At 43.1% G+C, this 26,947-nt stretch carries 16 protein-coding genes and 1 pseudogene; 9 read left to right on the top strand and 8 right to left on the bottom strand.

Annotation, left to right across the window (positions count from 1 at the left end):
* Positions 1-337: 337 nt before the first annotated feature.
* Positions 338-1,780, top strand: a complete 1,443-nt coding sequence (cysS, locus tag EWV60_RS13440; RefSeq protein WP_287232752.1) for a cysteine--tRNA ligase — start codon at positions 338-340, stop codon at positions 1,778-1,780.
* On the opposite strand, the gene EWV60_RS13435 is transcribed toward cysS, so the two are convergent.
* Positions 1,763-3,292 (bottom strand): glycine betaine ABC transporter substrate-binding protein, encoded by a 1,530-nt coding sequence (locus tag EWV60_RS13435; protein WP_287232750.1) that lies wholly within the window; start codon positions 3,290-3,292, stop codon positions 1,763-1,765. The genes cysS and EWV60_RS13435 overlap by 18 nt on opposite strands.
* Positions 3,293-3,410: 118 nt before the next feature.
* On the opposite strand from EWV60_RS13435, the gene EWV60_RS13430 reads away from it, so the two are divergent.
* Together EWV60_RS13430 and EWV60_RS13425 are read left to right on the top strand one after the other, a co-directional pair.
* Complete coding sequence (locus EWV60_RS13430; RefSeq protein WP_287232748.1) at positions 3,411-4,415, top strand: CHAD domain-containing protein; 1,005 nt, start codon at positions 3,411-3,413, stop codon at positions 4,413-4,415.
* 12 nt (positions 4,416-4,427) lie between these two features.
* A complete protein-coding gene (locus EWV60_RS13425) occupies positions 4,428-5,861 on the top strand; it encodes a bifunctional orotidine-5'-phosphate decarboxylase/orotate phosphoribosyltransferase (RefSeq protein ID WP_287232747.1) in 1,434 nt (477 codons plus the stop codon).
* Between the two features lie 264 nt (positions 5,862-6,125).
* Here EWV60_RS13425 and EWV60_RS13420 read toward each other — a convergent pair whose 3' ends face one another.
* From EWV60_RS13420 to carA, 6 genes and pseudogenes are all read right to left on the bottom strand, one after another.
* Positions 6,126-6,422, bottom strand: coding sequence for a DUF1816 domain-containing protein (locus EWV60_RS13420; protein WP_004158539.1), 297 nt, complete (start codon positions 6,420-6,422; stop codon positions 6,126-6,128).
* 112 nt (positions 6,423-6,534) lie between these two features.
* Positions 6,535-7,413, bottom strand: coding sequence for a 23S rRNA (guanosine(2251)-2'-O)-methyltransferase RlmB (gene rlmB / locus EWV60_RS13415; protein WP_287232756.1), 879 nt, complete (start codon positions 7,411-7,413; stop codon positions 6,535-6,537).
* Positions 7,414-7,461: 48 nt separating this feature from the next.
* Positions 7,462-7,551, bottom strand: a pseudogene (locus tag EWV60_RS23410) (IS200/IS605 family accessory protein TnpB-related protein); the annotation flags it as partial.
* A 9-nt stretch (positions 7,552-7,560) separates the two neighbouring features.
* Positions 7,561-7,977, bottom strand: coding sequence for a Mini-ribonuclease 3 (locus tag EWV60_RS13410; protein ID WP_002734315.1), 417 nt, complete (start codon positions 7,975-7,977; stop codon positions 7,561-7,563).
* A 3-nt stretch (positions 7,978-7,980) separates the two neighbouring features.
* Positions 7,981-8,331 carry an STAS domain-containing protein gene (locus EWV60_RS13405; protein ID WP_016515648.1) on the bottom strand — a complete coding sequence of 117 codons (351 nt, stop codon included), beginning with the start codon at positions 8,329-8,331 and terminating at the stop codon, positions 7,981-7,983.
* Between the two features lie 74 nt (positions 8,332-8,405).
* Positions 8,406-9,554: a glutamine-hydrolyzing carbamoyl-phosphate synthase small subunit gene (carA, locus tag EWV60_RS13400; RefSeq protein ID WP_287232754.1), complete on the bottom strand. Its 1,149-nt coding sequence runs from the start codon at positions 9,552-9,554 to the stop codon at positions 8,406-8,408.
* Between the two features lie 197 nt (positions 9,555-9,751).
* Between carA and EWV60_RS13395 the strand changes: the two genes are divergently transcribed.
* A complete protein-coding gene (locus EWV60_RS13395) occupies positions 9,752-10,633 on the top strand; it encodes a helix-turn-helix domain-containing protein (RefSeq protein WP_287232743.1) in 882 nt (293 codons plus the stop codon).
* 264 nt (positions 10,634-10,897) lie between these two features.
* Positions 10,898-13,615 carry an AAA-like domain-containing protein gene (locus tag EWV60_RS13390; RefSeq protein ID WP_287232741.1) on the top strand — a complete coding sequence of 906 codons (2,718 nt, stop codon included), beginning with the start codon at positions 10,898-10,900 and terminating at the stop codon, positions 13,613-13,615.
* Here EWV60_RS13390 and EWV60_RS13385 read toward each other — a convergent pair.
* Positions 13,612-15,054, bottom strand: coding sequence for an AAA-like domain-containing protein (locus tag EWV60_RS13385; protein ID WP_287232739.1), 1,443 nt, complete (start codon positions 15,052-15,054; stop codon positions 13,612-13,614). The genes EWV60_RS13390 and EWV60_RS13385 overlap by 4 nt on opposite strands.
* A 729-nt stretch (positions 15,055-15,783) precedes the next feature.
* Here EWV60_RS13385 and EWV60_RS13380 point away from each other — a divergent pair.
* The 4 genes from EWV60_RS13380 (at position 15,784) to EWV60_RS13365 (ending at position 26,932) form a co-directional block, all read left to right on the top strand.
* Positions 15,784-16,713 (top strand): VOC family protein, encoded by a 930-nt coding sequence (locus EWV60_RS13380; RefSeq protein WP_002776853.1) that lies wholly within the window; start codon positions 15,784-15,786, stop codon positions 16,711-16,713.
* A gap of 34 nt (positions 16,714-16,747) precedes the next feature.
* Positions 16,748-17,407 carry a nitroreductase family protein gene (locus EWV60_RS13375; RefSeq protein ID WP_002741314.1) on the top strand — a complete coding sequence of 220 codons (660 nt, stop codon included), beginning with the start codon at positions 16,748-16,750 and terminating at the stop codon, positions 17,405-17,407.
* A 93-nt stretch (positions 17,408-17,500) separates the two neighbouring features.
* Positions 17,501-21,295, top strand: a complete 3,795-nt coding sequence (locus tag EWV60_RS13370; RefSeq protein ID WP_287232737.1) for an AMP-binding protein — start codon at positions 17,501-17,503, stop codon at positions 21,293-21,295.
* A 195-nt stretch (positions 21,296-21,490) separates the two neighbouring features.
* Entirely contained in the window at positions 21,491-26,932 is a 5,442-nt protein-coding gene (locus EWV60_RS13365; RefSeq protein ID WP_287232735.1) for a type I polyketide synthase, read from the top strand.
* Positions 26,933-26,947: the final 15 nt, after the last annotated feature.

The raw sequence follows: 26,947 nt of genomic DNA, 5'->3' as shown, positions 1-26,947 counted from the left end.
TGGACTCTGTGTAAGACAGTACATGGTTTTTTAACTGTGGTATGCGACGGTGGTGGAAGCAGAAACTTAAATCGTGAGGTTTAGGAATCGCCGCCCTAAAAGTGCGGCGAGGATGTCAACAATAATAGTCCTCATCAAAACAGTCCTATCTCCTCGAATCTTACCGTCACATCTTTACTAAAACCCCAAAAACCCCTTGACAAAAAACACAGAATATAGTATGTAAATCAGGGAAAGTGGTTAGCGGTTACTGATAACTGATCACTGATAACTGATAACTGAAAATAACTGCTATAAAATTGGACTAGCCTTTTTCCCCAGAAAAAAATCCCCATCCATGACCTTAATCCTCTACAACACCCTCAGTCGTCGCGAAGAACCCTTTACCCCCCTCATCCCCGGCATTGTCTCCATGTATTGCTGCGGCATTACCGTCTATGATTATTGCCATTTGGGTCATGCGCGTACCTGTGTGGTTTGGGATGTGGTGCGGCGTTATTTGGAGTATCTCGGTTATAAAGTGCGCTATATTCAGAATTTCACCGATATTGACGATAAAATTCTCAATCGGGCTAAAAATGAACATACCACCATGGCAGCCGTAGCCGAGAAATTTATCGAGGCCTACTTTGAGGATATGGCAAAATTAGGAGTCAGACCGGCGGACGCTTATCCCCGGGCCACTCATACCCTCGACGGTATCAAGCGCCTAGTCTATGAATTAGAACAAAAAGGCTATGCTTACCCCAGCGATGGCGATGTTTACTATTCCGTCCGTCGTTTTTCCGATTATGGCAAACTATCGGGGCGAAAACTGGATGATTTGCAAGCCGGGGCCAGCGGCCGGGTAGAAACCGACGACCCGGAAGCAATTAAAAAACAAGACCCCTTTGATTTTGCCCTCTGGAAGGGGGCAAAACCGGGGGAACCTAGTTGGGATTCTCCCTGGGGCCAAGGTCGTCCGGGGTGGCATATTGAATGTTCGGCCATGGTCAAAGAACAATTGGGAGAAACTATCGATATTCATGTGGGGGGAAGTGATCTGATTTTTCCCCACCACGAAAACGAAATTGCCCAAAGTGAAGCGGCTACGGGTAAACCTCTGGCCCACTATTGGTTACATAATGGCATGGTTAAGGTGGCCGGGGAAAAAATGTCGAAATCCCTCGGTAATTTCATCACTATTCGCGAGTTATTGGCAAAATATGACCCCTTAGCCGTGAGATTATTAATTTTAGGCGCCCAATACCGCAAACCGATCGATTTTTCCGATGAGGGATTGCAGGCGGCCACTAATGGCTGGCATACTTTACAAGAGGGTTTATCCTTTGGTTATAAGCATCTTCCGCCCGATAATCCTGGAATTACTGACCAAGAGCTAGAAAATCGCTTTCAAGAGGCGGTAAATCACGATTTTAACTTTGCCGGTGGTTTAGCGGTGTTATTTGAAATCGCTAAGGAATTACGCAAGGAGGGTAATAATTTAACCCATGCGGGTAAGACAGACAGCAATCTGGCCCAATTAGCGGTAAAATGGCATACTTTGGTGAAATTGTCTAGGGTTTTGGGCTTAGAAATGGCCGCTGACCAGGGAGAAACCCCTGTTTCTGAGGGAATTAGTGCAGCGGATATCGAAAATCTGATCCAACAACGGACAGAGGCAAAAAAAGCGAAAAATTACGCCGAAAGCGATCATATTCGTGCAGAATTAAAAGCCCAAGGCATTACTTTAATCGACCAACCCGGGGGAGTGACTAAATGGTTAAGAGAGGGAGACTAGAAATTCTTTGACCACTTCCTCCACCCTGCGATTGCGTCCATCCACCTGATAGTTTAATTTCTGCATAGTGCTGGAGGTAATTTTGCCAGTGAGTTTGGCTAAAACCTGTCGCAATTGCGGATATTTTTGCAAACTATCCCGGTTAAAAATCGGCACCGCTTCGTAGGGAGGAAAATAGCGTTGATCATCTTCTAGGATGACTAAATCTAGCACGGGAATTAAGCCATCGGTGGAATTTCCCGCCACTAAATCCACTTGTTTGGCCGCTAAAGCGCGGTACATTAACCCTAAATCCATCACTTTCGGGGGTCCGGCAAAAGTTAGGCCGTAGGTCTTCGCTAATCCCTTGTAACCGTCTTCCCTTTCCAAAAATTCATAACCAAAACCCGCTTGCCAATTGGGGGTATATTTAGCCACCTGCGAGAGAGTTTTAAGATTGTATTGACTGGCGGTTTCTCCCCGGATAACAATGGCGAAAGTATTCTCAAATCCTAGACTGGGAAAGACTTCTAGATTAAATTTTTCTGGATAAATCTTTTGCAGCTTTTCAAAGACTAATCGGGCATCGTTAAGGGGTTTTTCTTGCAAAATTCCCGTGAAAGCCGTGCCAGAATACTCCACATAACCGTCGATTTTACCCGCTTTCACCGCTTCATGACAGATCAGAGTACCACCGAGATTAAATTGACGATCAACCCGTAAATTCGTCTCTTTTTCGATTTCCTGTGCCAAAATTTCCCCTAAAATCACCTGTTCGGTAAAATTTTTGGAACCGATCACCACTGTGCCGGGGGATGAATGGAAAATTTGAGTCAAGAGGAAAGATAGCAAGGCCAACCCAATTAAACCTAAGCCCCATTGCCATTTAGAGGGCTTTTTCGGACGTTGCGAAGGGGAAAAGGTCTTTTCTAGCCGACCGAGACTCCAATCGGCAACAAGGGCTAAAAAAGCGGCAGGAATTGCCCCCGCCAAAATTAACTGATTGTTGACCGTGGCAATACCGCGAAAAATAAACACTCCCAAACCACCGCCACCAATGGCAGCTGCGATCGTAGCCACACCGATAGCAATCACCGTCGCAATTCTCACTCCTGCCAAAATCGTCGCCCTGGCCAGGGGTAATTCGATATAGCGCAGGATTTGACCGTCGGTCATGCCTAGGGATAACCCCGCTAATTTTAATTCGGGATCAACTTTTTTGATGCCCAGATAGGTATTTAAAACAATTGGCAGTAAAGTATAGAGAGTTAGGGCAACAATAGCGGGAATTTTGCCGATTCCTCCCAAAAAAGGCACGGAAATTAAAAAACCAAATAGGGCTAAACTGGGGATAGTCTGTAGGGTGTTAACGATCGCTATAATCGGTGGGGCGAGAATAGCTTGACGACTAATTAAAATACCTAGAGGAATCCCGATTAAGCTACCCATAGCCATGGCTATTCCCGTCAAGAAAAGATGCTCTCCTGTGCGAAAAGCGATTTCCCCCCCATAATCTAGCCAAAAACTATCCATAAACTTCCCTTAAAGCGGCTGGTTCATCCTATTGTATAGAATAAATGGGATCTATTAGTTCCAGTCTTGATTTAAAGATTCTATCACCATCTTGACATTATTTCCTCCCTAAAGACCAATGACTAACAAATTTAATCCTCGGGCTAAAACTGTTGCCGATTGGGCCTATATCGGTATTGATAAACATTTTCATAAAGTTCTTAAACACGAAGCTGGGGTTTTACTCGATCAGGATACGGAAGAATTACATCAAATTCGTGTGGGAATGCGCCGTCTTCGCAGTACTTTAACTGGTTTTGCCCCCGCTTTAACCATGCCGAAATCTGCCGATCAAAAACGGGTGGGTAATCTGGGCAGAATTTTAGGAGAATTGCGGGATTTAGATGTGTTAAAAGAGGCTTTTATCGGTCATTATCAGCCAATTTTGCCCCCGCAAGAACAGGGGTTACTAAAGAAAGTTTTACAAGTTCTCGAACAACAAAGAAAAAAGGCATTTGCTAAGGTAGAAAAGCTGTTAAAGTCCGATAAATTTCTCAATTTTAAGGCAGATTTTGCCAGTTGGTTGGATAATCCCACCTATCAACCGATAGGAAAATTAGATATTGCCACAGTTTTACCAGACTTATTATTACCGCAAGCGAGTCGCTTTTTACTGCACGAAGGTTGGTTAGTTGGGGTAAATTTGGAGGAAGATCAAAAAGTAAGAGAGTTTTCTAGTCAAGAAATTGATGACTTATTGGAAAAAGAAGGATTATTACTGCATGATCTTCGTAAAGAAGCCAAGCGTTCTCGCTATAATATGGAGTTATTCACTCAGTTTTATGGCGATAAGTATCGAGAGTATCTAGAGGATATTAAAAACCTTCAAGGTATTCTCGGAGAAATGCAGGATTGTTGTGTTCTCTCGGATTTTCTTAGCCAAATTTTCCCTAATTGTCTTGCCAAGGAAATGCCCACCTTACTAGAAATTTTCCAAAATATCCGTCACCAAAAATGGCAAGAATGGCAACCCTTACAAAAGAAATTCCTTGACGCTGACACCAGAAAAAGTCTGCACCAGACAATTTTACAGCCTATTTTTCGGCCAAATAGTGTAGAATTAGGAACTAATCCAGAATCCTGAGATTAGGAACCGATGAATTTTTTTCAAAAGTTAAACCACGCCATTAGTCAAAACCAGACTCTACTTGTCCTCGGTTTAGATGCTAACCCCGAAATGATGCCCTCCACCCCGGGAGAATTAATCGTTAATTTAGAACAGTGGCTCAAGTTTATTATCGATGAAACTGCCCCTTTTGTCTGTGCCTACAAACCAACTTTAGGCTTTTATCAAGCTTTGGGAGCGGCAGGGTTAGAATTATTACAGCGAATTTTAACGGCAATTCCCCCTCATATCCCGGTAATTTTGGATGCTAAACACGGTGATATTAATACCAGCAGTGTTTTAGCCGAGACTATCTTTAAAACTTGGCAGGTGGACGCGGTTACTCTCAATCCCTACTCCGGACAGGATCACGTTGCTCCTTTTTTAGTTTACCCCGAGCATGGCGCTTTTATCCTCTGTCATACTTCCAATCAAGGCGCGATTAATCTGCAAGAATTCCCCAGTCGCGACAATCCTTTTTATCTGCAAGTTGTCAAAGAAGCTTGCACTTGGGGAACTCCCGAACAAGTATTTTTAGAAGTGGGAACCACTCAACCGGAGATATTGAAAAGGATTCGCAATTTTGCTCCCGAAAGATTGATTTTATTACGCAGTATTTGGGAAGAAAAAAGTCAATTCTCCGAGTTAATTACTGTGGGTTTAAATAGTCATGGCGAGGGTTTATTAATTCCTGTACCCCAAGACTTTTTATCTCAACCCGATTTGGGGGCAAAAGTCAAGGATTTACGAGAGGAAGTCAACAAAATTCAACAAAATCACCAGCAAGAATCGAGCCAAGATGATACTTGGACTGCTAACGTTTGTCTTTTAAAACAACATCCTCATCAGGATTTAATTCTACAATTATTTGATATTGGCTGCTTGATGTTTGGCGATTATGTGCAAGCATCGGGAGAAACTTTTTCCTATTATATCGATCTGAGAAAAATTATCTCTAATCCTAATATTTTTCAGCAGGTAATTGAAGCCTATGGAGAAATATTAAAAACCTTGACATTTGACCGCATTTCTGGTATCCCCTACGGTTCTTTACCTACAGCTACGGGTTTATCTTTATTATTAAATCATCCGATGATTTTCCCCCGCAAAGAAGTAAAAGCCCACGGCACAAGAAGAGTAATTGAAGGTAATTTTCAAGTGGGGGAAACCGTGGTAGTAGTGGACGATATTTTAATTTCTGGCAAAAGTGCGATCGAGGGGGCAGAAAAGATTAAATCGGCGGGATTATTAGTTAATGATATTGTGGTTTTTATCGACCATGGTGGCCCTGTTAAAGATAAACTTCGTAGCCATGGTTATCAACCTTATTCGGTTTTAACCCTAGCAGAAATTACCGATACTCTCTACGAAGCGGGAAGACTGACAGAAGCAGAATATAGCTGTTTTTTAAATCGCTCCCATTGATATTTAGCCATCAGTTATCAGTTATCAGTTACCAGTTATCAGTAGGAAAATAGAATATTAAGTGAGCAGTATTACGGTCTTTATCCTCAAGGGGAAGTTTAACCTAATTCGGTATTCATCCTGACTCCCAAAAACGAAAACTTCCTATCTCAGCCTTAAGATAACTGCCATAAGTAGCAGCCTTATGCTGTTTTTTCACTGTTTACTGTTTACTGATCACTGATTACTGATCACTGATCACTGATTACCGATCACTGGAAATTGTTAAGAAACTTGACTGCGTAAGACCTTTAAGGGATTGAGGAGCTTACCTTCTTCCTTTTCCTCAAAAATAGTTAAATCTTCGGGTTTACAACGTTTTATATGCAATTTAATCCCCTGCGCTCCTTCTGTTTTCAAATCTTCTTCGTAACCAGCTTGAGCGACTTCAGCCTCGTCTTTAGCGAGAAAAGGACCAAAATAATAAGTACATCTGGGATAGTCGGTTTTAATCTCGACCCAGTAGGCTAATCCGAACCTTTCGAGTAAGCTAATCAAAAATTCTTTCATTTCGTTCCCCATCTAAATCTACTCTGGTGGTTTTGTTACGTTTGTTTACATTTCGCAAACTTCCTTCCTATTCTATTTATACTTTCTCCTTTTGGCTATTGGGAGTGTCGAAAAATACAGATTTTCAATCGGGGGAATTTTGCCAGCGTTGCCGGTAAACCTCGTAAAGAGCCATAGCCGCCGCCACCGAAGCATTGAGACTGGGGGTTTTGCCTGCCAAGGGGATAGATACCAACTCATCGCAGGACTTTTGGGCCAACAGACTCAAACCCTCTCCCTCCGAACCTACCACCAATCCTATCGCACCCGTTAAATTGATTGTGTGTAAAGATTTACCAGTTTTTGCCGCCGTGCCGTAGAGCCAAAAACCGGCCGCTTTTAATTCCTCTAAAGCACGATTGAGATTAACCACCCTAGCGACGGGTAAATATTCCAGGGCCCCCGCCGCCACTTTCATCACCGTCGATGTCACCCCGGCGGCGCGACGTTGGGGAATAACTACCCCCTGACAACCCATAGCTTCGGCGGTGCGAATGATTGCCCCAAGGTTATGGGGATCCGTAATACCTTCAGCGATGACGATGACGGGGTGGCGACTTTTGCCCTTAGCTTTTTCGATCAGATCGGCTAATTCGATATACTCATAGGGAGACATCTGGGCGGCGATCCCCTGATGATTGGCCTTACTGGTAATCTGATCGAGACGGAGATCGTCCACCTCATCAATTACCGTGCCGTTGGCTTTGGCTTTTTCCAAAAGGGTATGATAACGGGGATCGTAACGGAGTCGATTGACTACCCAAATCCGATTCAGTTGGCGCTCCTCCTCCATGGCCGTTAAAACTACCCGGCGACCGTAGAGCAGATCATCAGCTTCTTGGTTTTCTGGAGTTACTGTCGGGGATTTAGCCAGAATTGGCCCGGTTTTTGACCGCGAGGGCCGGCGAAAATTACTATTATCGGACTTGCTACGAAATGGTCGATCGCTAGTTAGTAAAAGTATAGTCAAATATAGACAGACTGAATTCCATTTCAGAAATTCCCTTCACTTTTACTTCGAGAGATTAATTCTCCTTGGGTGAACTACGCACCTCTCTATCCCATAGCAGTTAAACGCATTTGGGAATGCTTTTCGTAAAATACCTGAGGGCTATAATTCTAGTTTTTCTAATAGTTGATGTAATCTTGAGGGGTCTTGTAGATAAAGATAGCCGAACAGGGTTTCTAAACTGCTGGCCTGCTGATAGACTTGGGCTGTCAGACGACGACGTTTTCCCGTGACCGCATTGCGTCCCCGGCGCAGAATTTCTTTTTCTTGGTCCGTCAGATAGGGCTGCAGTTGCGCTAAATCTAAAGCCTGTTGTTCGGCTCTGACTTTGCCCACCACCTGAGCGTGATAGTCTCCCAGACGCTGGGGCGGCAGTAAATAATAGGTGCGGATGTATAATTCATAAACAGCATCCCCCAGATAGGCCAGAGAAGCGGGCGATAATCGGTCAAGACCCTCTAGGATTGGTGAACCCTGGCCACTGACCTGTAAGCGAAGTTTTTCGAGAGGAGATTCCACGATTTACGCTTTTTCTAGATATTCGATCGCTTCTTCCAGGGTGGATCGCAGGGAAAAAAACTTCTCCAATCGCACCAGTTTTACGGTTTGAGTTACCCGCGCATTGGTAACAATTTGTAAACTGCCCCCTTCGGTTTTGGCCTTTTTCACCAATTTTACCAAAGCCCCTAAACCGGAGCTATCGATAAAATCAATCTGAGCTAGGCTAATAATCACATCCTTAGGACCCTGCTCCACATAGCCTTCGATCACCTTACAAAAAGTCGGTTCGGAAAAGGCATCTAAAAGACCCGTCAAACGGAAAATTTGGTACTTATCTCTGACCTCGCGGGTGCCTCGCAAGCTGACAGTCAAGTTAATTGCTTCTGGAATAATCGCCTCCTAGCTCTAGAGCCGTAAAAATCAAAACCCTAGTATATCCTAAAAATTTACGCCCGATCCTTTTTTGCTTGCCGCATTAAGTCGACAAATTTGCCAAACAGATAATCAGCATCGTGGGGGCCAGGACTGGCTTCGGGGTGGTATTGTACCGAGAAAAAGGGCAGAGACTTGTGTTTTAAACCCGCTACGGTGCGATCATTGAGGTTGAGATGGGTAATCTCCACTTGCGGATTTAAAGATGCCTCCTGCACCGCAAAACCGTGATTCTGACTGGTAATTTCCACCTGTTGCTGCAGTCCACAGGGTTGATTTAACCCGCGATGGCCAAATTTCAGTTTAAAGGTTTCTGCTCCTAGGGATAGGCCTAAAATTTGATGACCCATACAGATGCCAAAAGTGGGTTTTTCCCCTTGCAAAAGTTGCTTGGCTAGGGCAATACCTTCGGTGACAGCCGCCGGATCTCCCGGTCCGTTAGAAAAGAAAATACCATCGGGATTATAGGCGGCGATTTTTTCCGGGGGAGTGTCAGCGGGAACCACGATCACCCGACAACCGTAGCTGGCTAAACGTCGGAGAATATTGCGTTTGATGCCAAAATCGATCGCCACCACCGTTAACGGTTCTTGATCACTATCAATTGGCGCAAATTCCCAGGTGGACGGAGTGGGAGTCGTCCATTCGTACACTTCCTTGGTGGTTACTTCTTTGACGAGATTTAATCCCGCCATACTGGGGGCTGCCTGCACCAGCCGCAGTAAATCGTGATAATCGAGTATTTCCGTGGAAATTGCCCCATTCATCGCCCCAACCGAGCGAATTTTGCGGGTCAGGGAGCGGGTATCGATGCCATAGATGCCAATAACATGATGAGCGGACAGATAATCCGGTAGAGATTGGCTGGAACGCCAATTACTGGGCCGGTGGCAGATGTTTTTGGCGATCGCTCCTTTCACCTGGGGACGAATTGACTCCTCATCCTCGGGGTTAACCCCCGTATTTCCCAATTCTGGATAGGTAAAAGTGACGATTTGACCAGCATAACTGGGATCGGTGAGGACTTCCTGATAACCGGTCATCCCCGTGTTAAAGACAACTTCGCCGACGGTGGTTCCCTTGGCTCCGAAGGAATAACCCTCGTAAACTGTACCATCGGCCAGAACTAATAAGGCTTTTTGACTAGCGGCACTTGATATCATCGTCAATTTTTTAATCTTGAGTAGTGGTGAGAAACAGAAGTCAAGGATAGACTAGAACAGGGACTAGAAAACGAATTGCTTAGTTTTAATTGGCTAGAGCGTTTTATGATTAAGAGTACATCCGCTCAAGGACAACAGCTTCCCCTGACTAGCCATCGGCAAGATCCTATCGCTTAAAAAATAACTATATAAGTAATATGAGTGCAAGAAAACTGACTGATGCCACGAAAAAAGAAATTCTTAAGCTTTATCGGGAAACGGAGGCCACCACTTCCACCTTAGCCGAGCGTTATGGCGTGAGTAGTTCTACGGTCAGTCGTTTTCTCAAAAATTCTTTTTCTGGCGAGGAATACGAGCAATTAATCCAGAAAAAACGCTTGGCCCGCAATCCTCGTGGCCTCGAGGAGGAGGAAGCAGCAGCGGATCTACCAGAAAAAGCGATCGAGGTGATTAGTGTTCGGGCAGCCCAAATCGCAGCTAAGGATGAGCAGGCTTTTGAGCCACCGATCGCTTCTGTGGAACAATTAACCCTGTTAATGGATACCGCTTACCCGCCAGAAGCAGATAATCCAGAAGATACAGAAATTAATGGCGATAAGACCCTAGAAACCGCTAATTTAAGCGAGTTTTTCGTCGAAGCTATCGAGGAAGAGGAGGAAGAAGATGAGCTTGACGAGGATTGGGATGAAGAGGAGGATGAGGATGAAGATGAGGAGGAGGGGGAACTAGCGGACAGCTATTTAGGCCCGACTATCGTTAAAACCGCCCAATTACAGATCTTACCCCTCTCGGCGGCGGCTTTTCCCAAAACCTGTTACTTGGTCATCGATCGTGCTGCCGAATTAATCACCCGTCCCCTCAAGGATTTTGCCGAATTGGGTAAGGTTCCCCCTCAGGAAATCCAGCAGCGCACTCTCCCCATCTTTGAAAGTCATCGCATCGCTCGTCGTTTCTCCAAGCGCAAGGAAAAAGTGATTAAAGTTCCCGACGGTCGCCTGATCGAAAAAGCTCACGCTCAACTGGAAGCGAAAGGGATCACCCGTCTGCTCATGGATGGTCGTATCTACGCTTTAGAGTAGGGAATTAGGGGATAGGAGACTTTTCAGTCTCTTCCGAACCCGTTGCTGAGGGTGGGGATTCGCGCAGTTGAGAGAATTCAGCTTAGATGAGTTTACCCGAAGAAAATATGCCAATTTCATTCAGAGCAGAACTAGCTTACCAATAATCGGCTATGAGTGAGCGCGGTTTTTTGGTTTTTTCTGGATTTATCACCGGGGTTAGTGTAGTCTAAACTGGTATTACTTACCCAAGTTTTGGTTATCAGGTCAATAAAATACCGAAATATGCAAGAAAACGGAACCGCAGAAACTGTTTATAAGTTTTCTAGTACCCTATCTCCTTCCGATCCAAGCTATGTGGATAGAAGGGCTGATCTGAAATTGTACCAAGCTCTGATGAACAGTCAGTATTGTTATATTTTCAATTCTCGCAAAATGGGCAAGTCGAGTTTGACGGTACGCATCCAAACTCAAATTGAAGCCCAAGGAGTTGCCTGTTCCCGTATAGACTTAAATGAATTGGGGACATCAGTAGATCAATCTAGCTGGTATCATTCCTTAATTATTGAAATTGCCGAACAATTAAAACTAAATATGACGGATTTAGAATCTTGGATTGCCAGTCAATCTGTTTCTAATGTTGGGTTACTTAGACAGTTTATTAAAGAAATTTTATTGATAAAAATTTCAAACAACATTGTTATTTTTATTGATGAAATTGATGTGGTTAGAAAACTACCTTTTGCTACTGATGACTTTTTTGCTTACATTAGGTCTTGTCATGAAAAGCGAGTTATTAATGCAGATTTTAATCGTATTTCATTTGTTTTAATTGGCACGGCTACCCCCAATCAATTAATTCAAGATAGTCAAAGAACTCCTTTCAATATTGGTAAAGCAATTGAATTAAATGGACTGTCGTTAGAAGATAACTGTCAACCCTTGATGCAAGGACTAGAAGGGTTGGGTGTGTCCCCTCAAGAAATTCTACAAGAAATTTTTAGCTGGACTAATGGTCAACCTTTTCTAACTCAAAAATTGTGTTATTTAATGGCCAAGTTTAAAGTTCAAATACCTCAGTCTCTCTTATCAGCTTGGGTGCGAGATTTCGTTTATAAACACATTATTGATAACTGGGAAAAAAAAGATGAGCCTGCTTTTTTATCAAGTATAAGAGAGCGACTTATTTATCATCCTGACCAAGGGTATTTACTAAGGGTTTATGCCAACCTTTTAAAAGGTAAATTGGTGAAAGCGAGTAACACACCAGAACATGATGAATTATTGCTATCTGGATTAGTTATCGTCGATAATCAGGGCTATCTTAGGGTGGCTAATGCTATTTATCAGGCAATTTTTAATCAAAAATGGTTATATAATGTATTAGCAGCTAGTCGTCCTTATCAATCGGAAATTGCTAAGTGGGAAGACTCAAATTTTACCGATACAAATTGTTTACTGACAGGTAAAAAGTTAGAGGAATCTAAAAAATGGCAAGAAGATAAAGAATTAGATAGTATCGATTATCGTTTTTTAGCAGCCTCTGAAAGCATTACTCGTCAAAAACAATCTCGTTTATTTATGTTAGCAGCGGGAATATTTACTAGCATTGTTACAGGGTTACTTGGGTTGGGATTCTACCAGTCATGGCTGTTACCTTACTTTTATAAAATTCCCTATACTAAGGAGCCTGAACTATTTAGCCAAGGCGAAAAAAAGCTACTTATTAAACAGGAAAATTTTTATAAAGATGGGGGTATTTTGGCTTTTAAAAATGCTAATTATCTAGAGGCTAAACAGTTATTCAAAAAAGCCTATCTTGCTCATCCTGAAGATGCAGAAACCTTGATTTATTATAATAATGCTATCGCTTATTTAAGTAATAATTATGTGACTTTGGCGGTGGTTATTCCCAGTGGCAAAAAAAATGAAATTTCCCAAGAAATCCTTAAAGGGATTGCTCAAGCACAATATTTTTTTAATAGCCAATTACCGACCAGTGCGAATAATTTATTTTTAAATATCGTTATTGCCAATGATAATAATGATGAAAAAGTTGCTAAGATAGTCGCCAAGGAAATCGTTAAAGACACCCAAGTTATTGGAGTAATTGGACATTATTCTAGTGAAGCCACCTTAGCAGCTTTACCTATCTATGAAAGAGCCAAAATTACTTTAATTTCTTCGACAAGTTCCTCGGATGTAATTGAGAGTGAATACTTTTTTAGAACCGTTATCACCAATGAAAAAATTGGTGAGACTTTAGCTAATTATGCCAGCAAACATGATCTAGATAAAGTAATTATTTTTAATAATTCTAACCAGATTGATAGCCAAGAACTTACTCAAGAGTTTCATCAAGCTTTCCAAAAAAAAGGCGGTAAAATCACTAAAGTAATTGATTTATCATCTTCCCTAGATATTGACGCAGAAGTTTTAAAAGCATTTTCCCAAGATCAAGTTAGAGGAATTGTCTTATTTCCCAGTTTGGAATCAGCTTCTGTAGTAGTAGAATTATCCCATACTCTTGAACAGTTGAATACCAGCACCACTCCAGAACTGAAAAATAAGCTAGTTCTTTTAGGGAGTCATTCCATGTATGAACATCAAATGTTGGTTGATAGCGGTAAATTTATTGATAATTTAGTTTTGGCTGTGCCTTGGTTTTCCCATCTAATTAAGTCCCAAAATTTTGTCAGAGATGCTCAAGCTTTATGGAAAGAAGATATTAGTTGGCGAACCGCTACCAGTTATGATGCAGCCCAATCATTTATAGCTGCTATTAGAGCCTTGCAATCCCAGAATAAAATTTCTTCAGAGTTGATACAAGAATATTTAGAAAACCTCAATCTTTCGGCCAGTTTGACCTCAGGCAATTCTCTCAGGTTTGTAGATAATGAATCCGAATCTAATCGAGAACCAATTACTGTCAGGGTTAAGAGTAAGTTAGAAGCAAAACTTGAAAACTCAATTCAGTTTCAATTGGAATCTCAACGAGACTAATCAAGCAAGTCGTCAAAATATACTTGATACAAATTGCAACGAACCTCTAGGTTATCATAACTTTTGTGGATCAGTCCCAATCGTTCCAAAAATTGGACAGATTCTCCTTTCATTTGAGCCGGAGTCAGAGCTTTTTTCTGAAGAATTTGCCTAAAAATATTCCGTAGGTTAGCATTACTTTTCAGATATCTCATCAGTAGGAAAAAATGACTTTGAAATGGCTCTCGTCCCTGCAAGGCATCATCTAGAACCTTTTCTAGAGACTTCCCTTCTTGCAATTTTACCAAGATTAACTTAATTAAATAAGGATTACCTCCCACTAAGTTCATGACCTTATGAACATCTGATAACGTCCAATTAATGCCATTAACTTGAGCGAAAGTGAGAACTTGTTCCGCATTAAAATCCGATAAACTAGCCACATAACCTACACCAATTAAGGGAGAGGCATAAAAATCGTAGTTGCTATAAAATTCCGTTGAATGAATAATAATTAAGCGCAGTTTCCGCCAAGGTTGGGAACGTCTTTCATGCCAACTTCTGAGAATACCACAAATTTCATTACCGATTGTTTCAGTTTCCAAAATTGTATCAAATTTTTCAAAGACAAAAACCAGAGGATTAGCACTGGGTTGGAGAACATATTCCTCTAAATATCGTCGAGTTTTGTGGGCAGGAGTTCCGGGACGAGACCAAAATTTATCGAGAAGAGATTCGTTAATCTTTAATTCTTGGGTAATGGTACGACAAATCGACAGCAGCAAGTCTTCACAACTAAGGGCAATAGTAGCTTTTTCCTCCTCACAATCAATGATAACTGGTTGATAATTATCTTGTTTGAGATGATGGACTAACCAATTAACTAAACGGGTTTTGCCACTATTATGAGGTGCGCGAATTCTTAGCAACGATTGTTCTTGCTGAAGAACTTTGAGACAATTTTCCTCCAGAGGTGGACGTTTTACATAATCCTTAATATAGGTCTGATAATCCTGTTGTTTTTCCTCATCTAAAGAGGAGAAAATAGCAGCAATTGCGGGAGATTGATGTTTACTTTTGTTTGCCCACTCTTGATCAAAGCTCCTTAGGTTGGTTAAAATATCATGACCCCGTTGCCAAAAAGTAATTTGAAAAGTACGAATTTTTCCTTGATTATTGAGACGATGATCTTCCAAAATACCTAAAAACTTTTCGTTAAGATATTCCGTCAAAGCATCACGAATTTGCCATAACTCCAGCCTTTGACCACATTTTTCAGTCAGCATTTTTAAAGCATTAAGTTCGGCTTGAATTTTCAATTTTTTCTCATTAATCCAGCTAAATTTAATAGCCAGATTTTCACAATTATCTACCTCGTAGTTAGCAAACTTTAACAGAGCATTAAGCAGATATTTGGTTCTTTGCCTGGGAATATCCCCATAGGTAACTTTTCTAGACATTATCTCAAGTTTAGTAATTAAGGACTTTGCTGATAATTGAGAAATTTAAGTAATAATTTGGTTACGGATTAAACTTAAAACAGTGACTTTCCTATCCTCCTTTTTGAGTGCAAGCTTCGCTCCCCTGTTTAACGGCGTGCGCTAAATCCAACCGTTCGAGAAAAATTTGACCTGTCAGTTCGCGAGTTTTCAATTGATGCCATTCAGGTGCAACAAGATTGATTTCAGAGGGGTATTTGGGCAGTGGAAACAGAAATAATCCTTGCCGCTGCTACTGATCCCAATATTCTCTGACTTGCTTACTCGAACGATAGCGGATTTTTCTAGAGGGTACCTCAAAAAATAGATTTACTTCAGCATTGCACCGCCTGAAACCCTGATGAAACCTTTGTTGATTCTCAATTAGTGTGAATATTTTCTCAATAAGTCCAATTTAACGAGGTACTCTAGACAACCTTGACCACATCTCTCAAAAAAATTTTCCGCAAAACCCCGAAGTTCCCCAAGGTTTTTCTCCACCCCCAAGTTACTCACACTCCAGTCTGGGATAGCAATTGAGGGCAAGAAAAATTAGCCTTTGACTGTGGGTGTACCCACAATGCCATAATCAACCACAACAAAGTTCAGATTTTCTTATATAGTCTTTTCCCCCTTGCTATGGCAGCACTTTGACCGATATCTGTCTGGCTATTTTGTGCCGAATTAGACAACTCCACTGGATGACCGACTATGACTAAAATTGCTGATATTGCCTACGTTACCTATCAACATCCGGATTTAGACCTGTGCGAACGTTTTTTGAGGGATTTTGGCCTGATTACCGCAGTTAAAACCGATACAGCCTTGTATATGCGAGCTAGAGGCAAAAAACAGTTTGTCTATGTCGTAGAATGGGGAAAAGAAGCTAAATTTGTCAGTTTTGCCCTAGAAGCGACATCAGAATCCGTCTTACATGAACTAGCCACTTTAGCCTCCGCTTCGACCGTGGAAACCCTGTTCACCCCCGGCGGTGGTCAGCGCATCAAAATTATTGACCCCAACGGTTTTAACCTAGAATTGGTCTATGGTATCGAGGAAGTGGAACCTTTGCCGATTCCTGAACCCCTAGAATGGAATCACGCTAGTCGGAAAACCCGTTTAGGTCGCACCCAAAGGCCGAAAAAAGAACCCGCACCTATTTTACGTCTAGGTCATCTAGCTATTGATGTCAAAGACTTTGAGGAAAGCTATCACTGGTATCAGCAGACTTTTGGCTTAAAAGCAACAGATTTAATTTATTACGGCCATCCCAGTTTACGAGTCGGGGGTTTTCTTCGTTGTCAACGGGGAGACGAATGGGTTGATCATCACACCATCGCCATGTTGCAAGGTTCTCACCCCAAAGTCCATCATACTGCCTTCGAGGTGCAAGATTTTGACTCTATTAAAATCGGCCACGATTGGTTACGAGAAAAAGGATGGACTCCTGTGTGGGGTATTGGTCGCCATTTGTTGGGAAGTCAAGTGTTTGACTATTGGCAAGATCCTTTCGGTAGCCTCATTGAACATTTTACCGATGGGGACCTTTTCGAGCAAACCACCGAGCCAGAACTTCACGCGGGTGGGTTAGATATTCTCTATCAATGGGGACCGGCGATTCCCGAAAGTTTTTTAGGTTAAACCGTTGAAAACGTCTCATAAAAGGGTTTAGATGATGAATATTGCTGAAATATTTCAAAAAAGACGCTCTACTCGTAAATTTCGCACCGATGCCATTCCCGAAGAAATTTTAGCCGAAATTTTTCGTTTGGGATTCCAAGCTCCCTCTAGTTATAATTTGCAACCATGGCGATTTATTGTGGTTAGAGAACCAGAAAATAAGGCAAAATTGCGAGAATTCGGCTTTGAACAAGATAAATTAGTCGATGCACCCGTGGTTTTAATCTGTTGTGGCGATCGCCAAGTTAACCATCGTGGTTACATTAATCAAGTGATTGAGTTAGGAAAACAAGAGGGGACGATTTCCGAAAAACGGGCCAAGTTCATGCACATGGCCATTCCGCCTTTTTTCCAATTTAAACCCTGTTATCAGTCTCCAGAAGCTTGGAGCAACCGACAGGTTATGATTGCGGTTACTTATCTCATGATAGCGGCGCAAAGCTTGGGGGTGGATAGTTGTCCCCTAGAAGGATTTGTGGCTAAACCCTTGCGCGAGTATTTCCAAATTCCCGATACGGTCGATGTCTGTTGTCTCTTAGCCTTGGGATACGCTGATGAACCCTTGAGCGAGTATGGGGGACGTTTTGGGACTCAGAAGCTCTGCTATGGCGAAATTTACGGAGAAACCTTTAATTTAAGCCCAAATCACCCCTAGAATTCTAGTCACCCCCCGTCACCAGAAACTTTTCCCGGTGCGAGAGGATTAAATCTTTGTCTTCGATTCCATTTAATAATAGGGAGTAAAAAAATGACTCTTTGTTTAGATACTAAGCTTAATTTGTCAGAAATAAGCAGTTTAGTCGATATTATTCGTTATCGCGCCCAATACCAACCCCAAAAAACGGCTTATACCTTTTTAGTCGATGGCGAAACCGAAGAAAAACGCCTTACCTACGGGGAATTATTTCTGGAAGCTCAAGCGATTGCCAATAGTCTCCAATCCATTCTATTACCGGGGGAACGAGTTTTATTAGCATACCCTTCGGGATTAGAGTTTATTACTGGGTTTTTCGGCTGTTTATTAGCAGGAGTAGTGGCAATTCCAGTTAATTTGCCCAAGAAAAACCAAAAGATGGCTCGCTTAACTTCTATTATTAATAATTCGCAAGCAAGCTTACTTTTAAGCACACAATCGGAATTAGACCAATTAAAAAGGCAACTAGACAGAGATATTCCCTTTCTAGCTACGGATAGCTTAATCGGCAAAAGTTTAGCCGAAGACCACCCCACTCAGATAAAACCAGAGACCTTAGCCTTTTTACAATACACCTCTGGTTCCACGGGGACTCCCAAAGGAGTGATGGTCAATCACGAGAATCTTTTGACCAACCTCCGAGATTTAGATTTAGGTTGGGAACACGATGAAAAGAGCGTTATGGTGACATGGTTGCCAACTTTTCATGATATGGGGCTAATTTATGGCATTTTACTGCCCTTTTATCGAGGATTTCCCTGTTATCTCATGTCCCCGGTTTCCTTTTTACAACGTCCTCTCGGTTGGTTAAATGCCATCAGCAAATACAGGGCCACCCACACTGCCGCCCCTAATTTTGCCTATAAACGTTGTCTTGACAAGATTAAAGAGGAACAGCTGGCGGATTTAGACTTAAGCAGGTGGAAAGTGGCTTTAAATGGCGCAGAAACCGTCAGAATGGAAATTTTGAGCGAATTTGCTCGTAAATTTGCCCCCTGTGGTTTTGAGTTTGCCGCCTTTTGTCCGGGTTATGGTTTAGCCGAGGCCACCTTAAAAGTTGCTGCTGTCAGGAAAAATCAAGTTCCTCAAATCTGCTGGGTTGAAAAAGCCGCGTTAAACCGTCATCAAATCGTTTTTACGGAAAAAAGCCCAAATTCTCAATCCTTAGTCAGTTGTGGACAAACAGAAATCGACACAGAAATTGCCATTGTTAATCCTGAAACCTGTCAACGCTGTCCCTCCCAGCAGGTGGGAGAAATTTGGGTGAAAGGCAAAACCGTTGCCCAGGGCTATTGGCAACATCCCGAAGCTACAGAAAAAACTTTTCAAGCAGTTATCGCCGATACCGGACAGGGTTTTTATTTGCGTACAGGGGATTTAGGTTTTATTCATCAGGGTCAACTATACATCACCGGACGCTTGAAAGACCTGATGATTATTCGCGGTGGTAACTACTATCCCCAGGATATCGAACAGACCGTAGAACAATGCTATCCCGACTTTTGCCCCAGTGGAACTGCCGCCTTTACCGTAGAAATCGAGGCAGAAGAAAAGTTAGTCCTAGTTCAAGAGGTAGAAAGAACGGCAATTCGCCGTTTTAACCAGCAAAAAGCCCTAGAAGCAGTTCGTCGAGCGGTTTTTCAAGAACACGAATTGCAAGTTTATGATATCGCTTTTATCAAACCCGCATCTCTGTCCAAAACTTCTAGCGGCAAAATTCAACGCCACGCTTGCCGTCAACAGTATTTAAACCAGCAACTTCCACTAATTTCATCCCCTATGCCGACGCTAACCCCCCCCCTCAGCAGTCACCAAGCTGACCCCACAACCGCTAGTCAAGAAAAAACCGAGCAAATCTTGACTTGGTTGCGAGATTACGCCAAAACTCGCATTAATTCCCATCTGATTGATGACCGTCGTTGTGTGCCGCCCTATATTGTCATGGATTTTGGCAATCAAGGACTGATGGGAATGCAGATTCCTGAAGAATACGGGGGAATAGCCCTTAATAATCGCAATTTTTTGCAGGTGATGGAACAATTAGCCGCCATTGATTTAACTCTGGCGACGATGGTGAGTCTCAATAACAGCTTAGGTATCCGTCCGCTGCTCAACTACGGGACTATTTCCCTCAAGCAAGAGTTATTACCTCTTTTAGCGACAGGAAGACAATTATCCTCCTTTGGCATGACGGAACCGGAAGCAGGAGCGAATATCGGGGCAATTAGTACCGTTGCCGTGCCGGATGGCCGAGATAAATGGCGAATTCGCGGCCTTAAGCGTTGGAATGGTTCCGCTTGGGCCGGAATGATTAATGTTTTTGTCCGTTTGCTTGATTCGGAAGAACCGGGGAATAACGGTTTGACAGGTTTTCTTGTCCGTCAAGGTACCCCCGGTCTGCGTTTGGGACCTGAATCCCTAACTATGGGATTACGGGGAATTATGCAAAATGCCATCTATTTTGAGGATGTTTTAGTCACTAAAGAGCAATTGCTGGGAGAATTGGGCAATGGCACTGAACCCGCCGACGATGCTTTACTTTATGCCCGTTTAGGGATTGGCATGATGGGAGTTGGCGGCATGAAACGCTGTCTACAATTAATGTTACGTTATGCCAGTCGTCGTTCGATCGCTACCGGTAAATTGCTAGAAAGTCCGATTACTTTAGCCCGTTTTGACCATTTAACTGGGGCTACGGTGGCCTTGTCCAGTCTCTTAAAGTGTATCACCACCGCCTTAGACCAAAAAGTTGCCGTTCCCAGGGAAATGGCCGTTATTGCCAAGATTACGGGGGCTGATTACCTCTGGGAAGCGGCCGATAGTCTCGTTCAGATGCTCGGGGGTAGAGGTTACATGGAAACTAATCTTGCCCCGCAAATTCTCCGGGATGCCAGAGTTTTACGAATTGGCGAAGGTCCTAACGAAAGTTTGAAAATCTTTTTGGGCAAAAGTATCACCCATACGGACAAATTAGGCGAATTTCTGACAAAAGTTCTGGAAGCGCCCGAGATTGCCCTGCAACTCCACACCACTGCCCAATCTATTAATCAGCGTTGTCTCCAGTCTAATCTCTGGGGTGATCGTTCTGCCGCCTTAGCTTGGGCCTATTCTTTAATCGGAGAATTGGGTTGTTACGCCGCTTTAGTAGCAACAACAGCGAAAATGTCCCAAATTCACCCCGGGGAAAAGTACAGTCATGCCCTAGCTTGGAGTCAATTGCAGTTTGATTTATGTGTGCAGAAAGCTCTCCGGGGAACACCCGAAGAAAACTTTGCTTCTTCGGTGGCGACTATCCGCGATCGTATCCTCGATTATACTCAATCTATTGATGATATCGAACAACGTCTAGAGGGTTCCGATTATCAACTCGACGAGTTATTGACGTTGGAACCAGAAGCTAAACAGACTCATCCTCAAGCTGAAACTTCTCTGGTCGAAATTGCTATTCAAACGCGGCAAGACCGAGTAAATATACCCTCTAGTCCGAAAAAGTCCCTTCTTAGCCAACAAACTCCCGAAAAGGTGGAAACGTGGTTAGGTAATTGGTTACACCAGAAATTAAAGGTCAATCCAGCCACTATCCAAACCAGCCAGTCTTTTGCTGATTTTGGCTTAGATTCAATTTTTGCCGTGGAATTAGCCCAAGATCTTGCCGATTGGTCGGGAATCCCCGTCGAAGCCACCATTGTTTGGAATTATCCCACTATTGATAGTTTGGCAGAATATTTAGCTAACCAGATTAATCAAAGCAATAATGGGGCTGAATCGGCAAATAATCGAGAAGAAAGCGAAATTTTAGCAGTTTTACCCCAAATATCCGAAGAAGAAATCTCTGCTTTCTTTAGTTAATCGCTGGTGGGGATAGGATAGCTAATTTCCCTTGTCCTATCCCCCACCTCGGAGTCACGGGGACAATTGTGACTATGCTACTAAATTTTCCCATCCCGACAGTATCAAGGTTTTTCCCGCTTATCCGTGACTTTTTCCCAAGCATAACCTGAGATGAAAGTGACGTGACATAACAAGACAAGAGTTGTTAGGAAGATGAATCAACAAAAACAAGCTTTTTTAGAACAATACAAACACCTCGATGCAATGGTCAAAGCGCAAACCGAACCCATCGCTATTGTGGGTATGGGCTGTCGTTTTCCCGCAGGAGTCAATGATTCCGCAAGTTATTGGCAGTTATTGGTTAATGGCATCGATGCAGTAACAGAAATTCCCCTAGAACGTTGGAATATTGCCGATTATTATCACCAAGATGCCGATGTTCCGGGGAAAATGTATAGTCGGGAAGGGGCATTTTTAGACAAAGTTGACGAATTTGACCCGGCTTTCTTCGGCATCTCACCTCGGGAAGCCGCCGCCATGGATCCGCAACAACGGTTACTGTTAGAAGTCTGTTGGGAATCCCTAGAAAATGCGGCTATTGCGCCAGAAAGTTTGATTAATAGTCAAACTGGCGTATTTATGGGCATTTTTCGCGATGATTATGCCCAATTATGTTTTCATCAAGGCGTAGTCAATCACATTGATGCTTACAACAGTTTAGGAACCAGTCGCGCTATTGCCGTCGGCAGAATCTCTTATCTATTTGGGTTTCACGGTCCGACTCTGCAAATTGATACGGCCTGTTCCTCCTCCCTCTTGGCAGTACATTTGGCCTGTCAAAGTCTGCGCGGCCAAGAATGTAATCTCGCTTTAGCGGGGGGGGTGAATCTGATGTTAACCCCGGCCACTGCGATTAGTAATTGTAAATTAAAAGCCGTTTCTCCCCAAGGTCGCAGTAAAACCTTTGATGCTTCGGCCGATGGTTATGGTCGGGGCGAAGGTTGCGGTGTCGTGGTCTTAAAACGTCTCAGTGATGCTCTCCGAGATGGCAATCTTATTTTCGCCCAAATTCGCGGTTCGGCTGTCAATCACGATGGAAAAAGTAATGGCTTAACCGCCCCCAATGGTCAGGCACAGGAAGCTTTACTCAGACAAGCCCTCGAAAGAGCGAAAATTCAACCTAAAGATCTGCAATACGTCGAAGTTCACGGTACAGGTACATCTTTAGGAGACCCCATCGAGGTTTTATCCTTAGGGAAAATTTATGGCCAGGGTCATAGCCAAGATAATCCCCTGATTTTGGGAACCGTGAAAACTAATATGGGGCATCTGGAAGGAGCTGCGGGGATTGCGGCGTTAATTAAGACAGTTTTACAGCTACAAAATCAGCAAATCGCCCCTAATCTTCATTTTAAGAACCCTAATCCCTATATTCCCTGGGAAAAACTGCCGGTCAAAATCCCCACCACTCTTACCCCTTGGTTGGTCAGAGAAGGAGTCCGACGGGCTGGAGTGAGCGCTTTTGGGATGAGTGGCACTAACGTCCATTTAATCGTTGAGGAAAGCAATTTTGAGCGGCTTGGTGACGAAAAACCTCATTTAGAACGTCCTTGTCATTTAATTACCCTTTCGGCGAAAAGTGAGCCGGCCTTACGGGAATTAGCTCAACGCTACTACGATTTTTTCGGTCAAAATTCCCAGACGGTCATGGCAAATGTGGCCTACACCGCTAATACTGGGCGATCGCATTTTGAGCATCGTTTAGCTATTCCCTTTCTGGCTCAAAAACAGCTTGAGCAAGCTTTAAAAGACTTTATTAGGGGTGAAAATCGCTTTTCAGGTCAAAAAAGTCTTTTAACCTCGAAAAAAGCCCCTAAACTGGCCTTTATGTGTACGGGACAGGGTTCACAATATCCCGGAATGGCTAGGGAACTCTACGAAACGCAACCGACTTTTCGCCAAACTTTAGAGAAATGTGACGAAATTTTACGGAGCTATGGGGTGAAATCCTTACTGCAAGTGTTATATGGGGACGAAAAAACCAGTCAGTTGATTAATCAGACTTTTTACAGTCAAATTACCCTATTTTCTCTGGAATATGCCCTCGCCCAACTCTGGTTATCTTGGGGAGTGAAACCCGATGCTCTCATCGGTCATAGTTTAGGGGAATATGTGGCCGCTTGTTTAGCGGGAGTCTTTAGCTTAGAAGACGGTTTGAAGTTAATTGCCCATCGGGGACGCTTAATGCAGACATTACCGAAAAACGGCATAATGGCGGCAATTTTTACCGATTCCGACACCGTGACCAATCATCTGAGGAAGATTAGGGGCATCTGTACCATTGCTGCGGTCAATAGTCGAGAAAATACAGTCATTTCTGGCGAAACTGAGGCTATTAACCATTTAATCGCTAACTTCAATCAGAGAGGCATTGAAAGTCAGACTTTAGCGGTTTCCCATGCTTTCCATTCTCCCTTAATGACGGGTATGGTGGGGGAATTTGCCAAGATTGCCGAAACTATCACCTATAATTCCCCGCGTCTCCCCCTTATTTCTAACCTGACTGGGGATGTTATCGATGCAGAGATAGCAACTTCCCAATATTGGGTTAATCATCTACTGTCTCCCGTAGAGTTTGCCCGGGGTATAGAAAGATTAGGAGAGTTAAATACGGAAATATTCCTAGAAATTGGCGCCAAAACCACCTTAATTAGCCTAGGTCAGCAAAATCTCCCCGACCAAGGTCTCTGGTTAGCTAGTTTATCCCCAAAACAGTCGAATTGGGAAACCCTACTCCAAAGTTTAGCAACCCTTTATGTAAAAGGGGTCAAAATTGACTGGAATGGATTCGACCTGGATTATTTACGCGAAAAAATCCCCTTACCGACCTATCCCTTCCAAAGAAAACGCTATTGGTTAGATTACATTGATTCTCAGCTAAAAACCCCGACAGTAGCAGCTTTCCACCCTCTCCTACAGCAACCGCTGCATCTATTGGGGTCAAAGGATGTTCACTATCAATCCTCTCTTTCTCCCTGCTCTCCGAGCTATCTGCAAGAACATCAAGTTTTTGGCCAGGTAGTTTTCCCAGCCGCAGCCTATCTAGAGATGATTATAGTGGCAGCCGGTCAACAATATCCCAATCAGCAGTTTACTCTTGGTCAATTGAGTCTGAATCGACCCTTAATTTTCTCAGACAACCAGAGTAAAAAGGTACAGTTAAGCTTACTAGCGGGGGGACAATTTCAGATTCTCAGTCTTGGGGAAGGGGAAGTTTCCCTACTGCATCTATCCGGTAATTTAACCAATGAAAACCAGGACTTACCCAGCTGCAATTGGACAGATATCCGGAACCGTTGTCACCAAAAAATCGAAATTGCACAGCATTATCAGGACTGTTCAAGTAAAGGAGTGAACTACGGGGAAAGTTTTCGAGTTATCCAGCAACTTTACCGCAATCAGTCCGAAATTGTCGCAAAAATTCAACTTTCTTCCCATCTACTCTCGCAAGCGGTGGATTACCAGCTACATCCTGTCTTACTTGATGGTTGCTTTCACGCTATGTCGGCACTATTTCCCGCGGGGAATAGCACCTATCTTCCCACTAATATTGACCGATTGACCTTTTCGGGAGTTAAGGACACCTCTATATACTGTCATGGTCGCTTCAGCCATAGCAATTTGCAAAACGGCATCTTAATCGCTGATTTGACTATTTTCAGCGAATCGGGTCAATTAATTAGCCAAATTGACGGATTAACCTTTCAACAGGCCCGGCCAGAAACCCTCTTTTCCCAGACCAACGACCTCAAGGATAGTTTATACGAAATTACTTGGCAAGCCACGGACTTGACGGGAATGGATTGGATAGAAACAGGAGATTGGTTAATTTTTGCTGACAAAAAGGGAGTAGGGCAACAATTAGCCGAAAAATTGGTGCAACAAGGGCATAGATGCCAACTTATCACCGAAAACAATCGCCAGACTTGGCAATATTTCCTCAAAAAACCCTATCAAGGTCTAATTTATCTCTGGGGAATCGATGACGACCAAGCTTTAGAAAATAATCAAAACCTAGCCGTCACTCAGGAGCGAATTTGTGGAACTTTGCTGGAAATAGTGCAAGAACTAGGCAAAATAGAGGTTAATTACTCTCCTCGCCTCTATATTGTCACCCAATCGGCTCAATACATTCCTTCTCAACCCACAGTGATTGCCCTTGCCCAAAGTTCCCTCTGGGGATTAGGACGGACTATTGCCCTAGAACACCCAGAATTGCGCTGTCTGTGTCTAGATGGAGATAAATTTCAGGATAGCCACATCTTAGCCCTAGAGGTGTTCCAATCTTTACAAAGTTCGGAGGAGGAAAATCAAATCGTTTGGCGGCAAGGCCAGAGCTATGTGGCTCGTTTAGGGCGGTTTATCCCGAAATCGTCGCTAAAAAACCGAGAAATTGCCGAAAATGCCACCTATCTTATTACTGGTGGTCTAGGGGCCTTAGGGCAGCAAGTGGCTAATTGGTTAAGGAAAAAAGGAGCAAAATCCCTCGTCTTACTGAGTCGCCGGGGAATAACTCCAGAAACCCAACCAATTATAGACCAATGGCGACAAGAGGGAACCAATGTAGAAGTTTTTGCCGCCGACGTTAGCGACTTTGGCCAAATGCGTCGGGCTTTTGAGATAATCGAGCAACAGTTACCCCCCTTAAAAGGAATTATTCACACGGCCGGGGTGTTAGAGGATGCCAGCTTATCCAAACAGACTTGGGAGAAATTTGAGCGCGTCTTTTCCCCCAAAATACTCGGCGCTTGGAATTTGCATCTCCTCAGTCAAGAAGTGGATTTAGACTGGTTTATTAATTTTTCCTCGATGGCCTCGGTGTTAGGGTCTTCTGGACAGAGTAATTATGCTAGTGCTAATGCCTTTTTAGATAGTCTAGCCCATTATCGTCAAGCGCAAGGACTGCCGGCCCTGACCGTTAATTGGGGTCCCTGGGCAGAGGGTGGTATGGCCGAAAATTTAGGCGAAAAAGCGAAAAAAAGGCTAATTAAACAGGGTTTTACCCCTCTTGATCCCCAAAAATGTTTGCATCTCCTCGAAACATTGCTGACGACTTCTCGGACACAGGTAACTGTCGCTTCTCTCAATTGGAATAGCTTTTTTAACAGTTTCGAGAATCAAAAAATTCCGCCTTTATTACGAGATTTCCAGAGTTTTTCAGCCCAAAAATTAACCCCAGACAATAATTTTATTGATGTCTTAATTACAGTACCAATTGAGGAGCGTTTTGCGGCTTTGACTGCTCATGTTCAAGGGATTGTAGCGGAAATTCTCGGTATTCCGGCTAGAGAATTTACCAAAGTTGACCAAGGTTTTTTTGAGTTGGGAATGGATTCTTTAATGACGGTGGAATTACGCAATCGTTTAGCCAAGGATTTAGGTAAATCTCTGGCGGCAACTATCACTTTTAAATACCCAACAGTGACCAGTTTGGTCGATTATCTGGTAACTGAAGTTATTGACCTTGACTTTAGTTTAAAACCCTTAGCAATAGGAGCAAATCAAGATAGCAATATTGATCCCCTCAACGAAGAAGACTTATCCCTAGAAGAATTGTCCGATTTACTGCTACAGGAATTAAATTCCTTAGGTTAGAAAAGCAGACCTCAA

This window comes from Microcystis sp. Msp_OC_L_20101000_S702 (assembly GCF_007095705.1).
GTDB lineage: Bacteria > Cyanobacteriota > Cyanobacteriia > Cyanobacteriales > Microcystaceae > Microcystis > Microcystis ichthyoblabe_A.
This window is presented reverse-complemented; position numbering and strand designations above follow the sequence as displayed.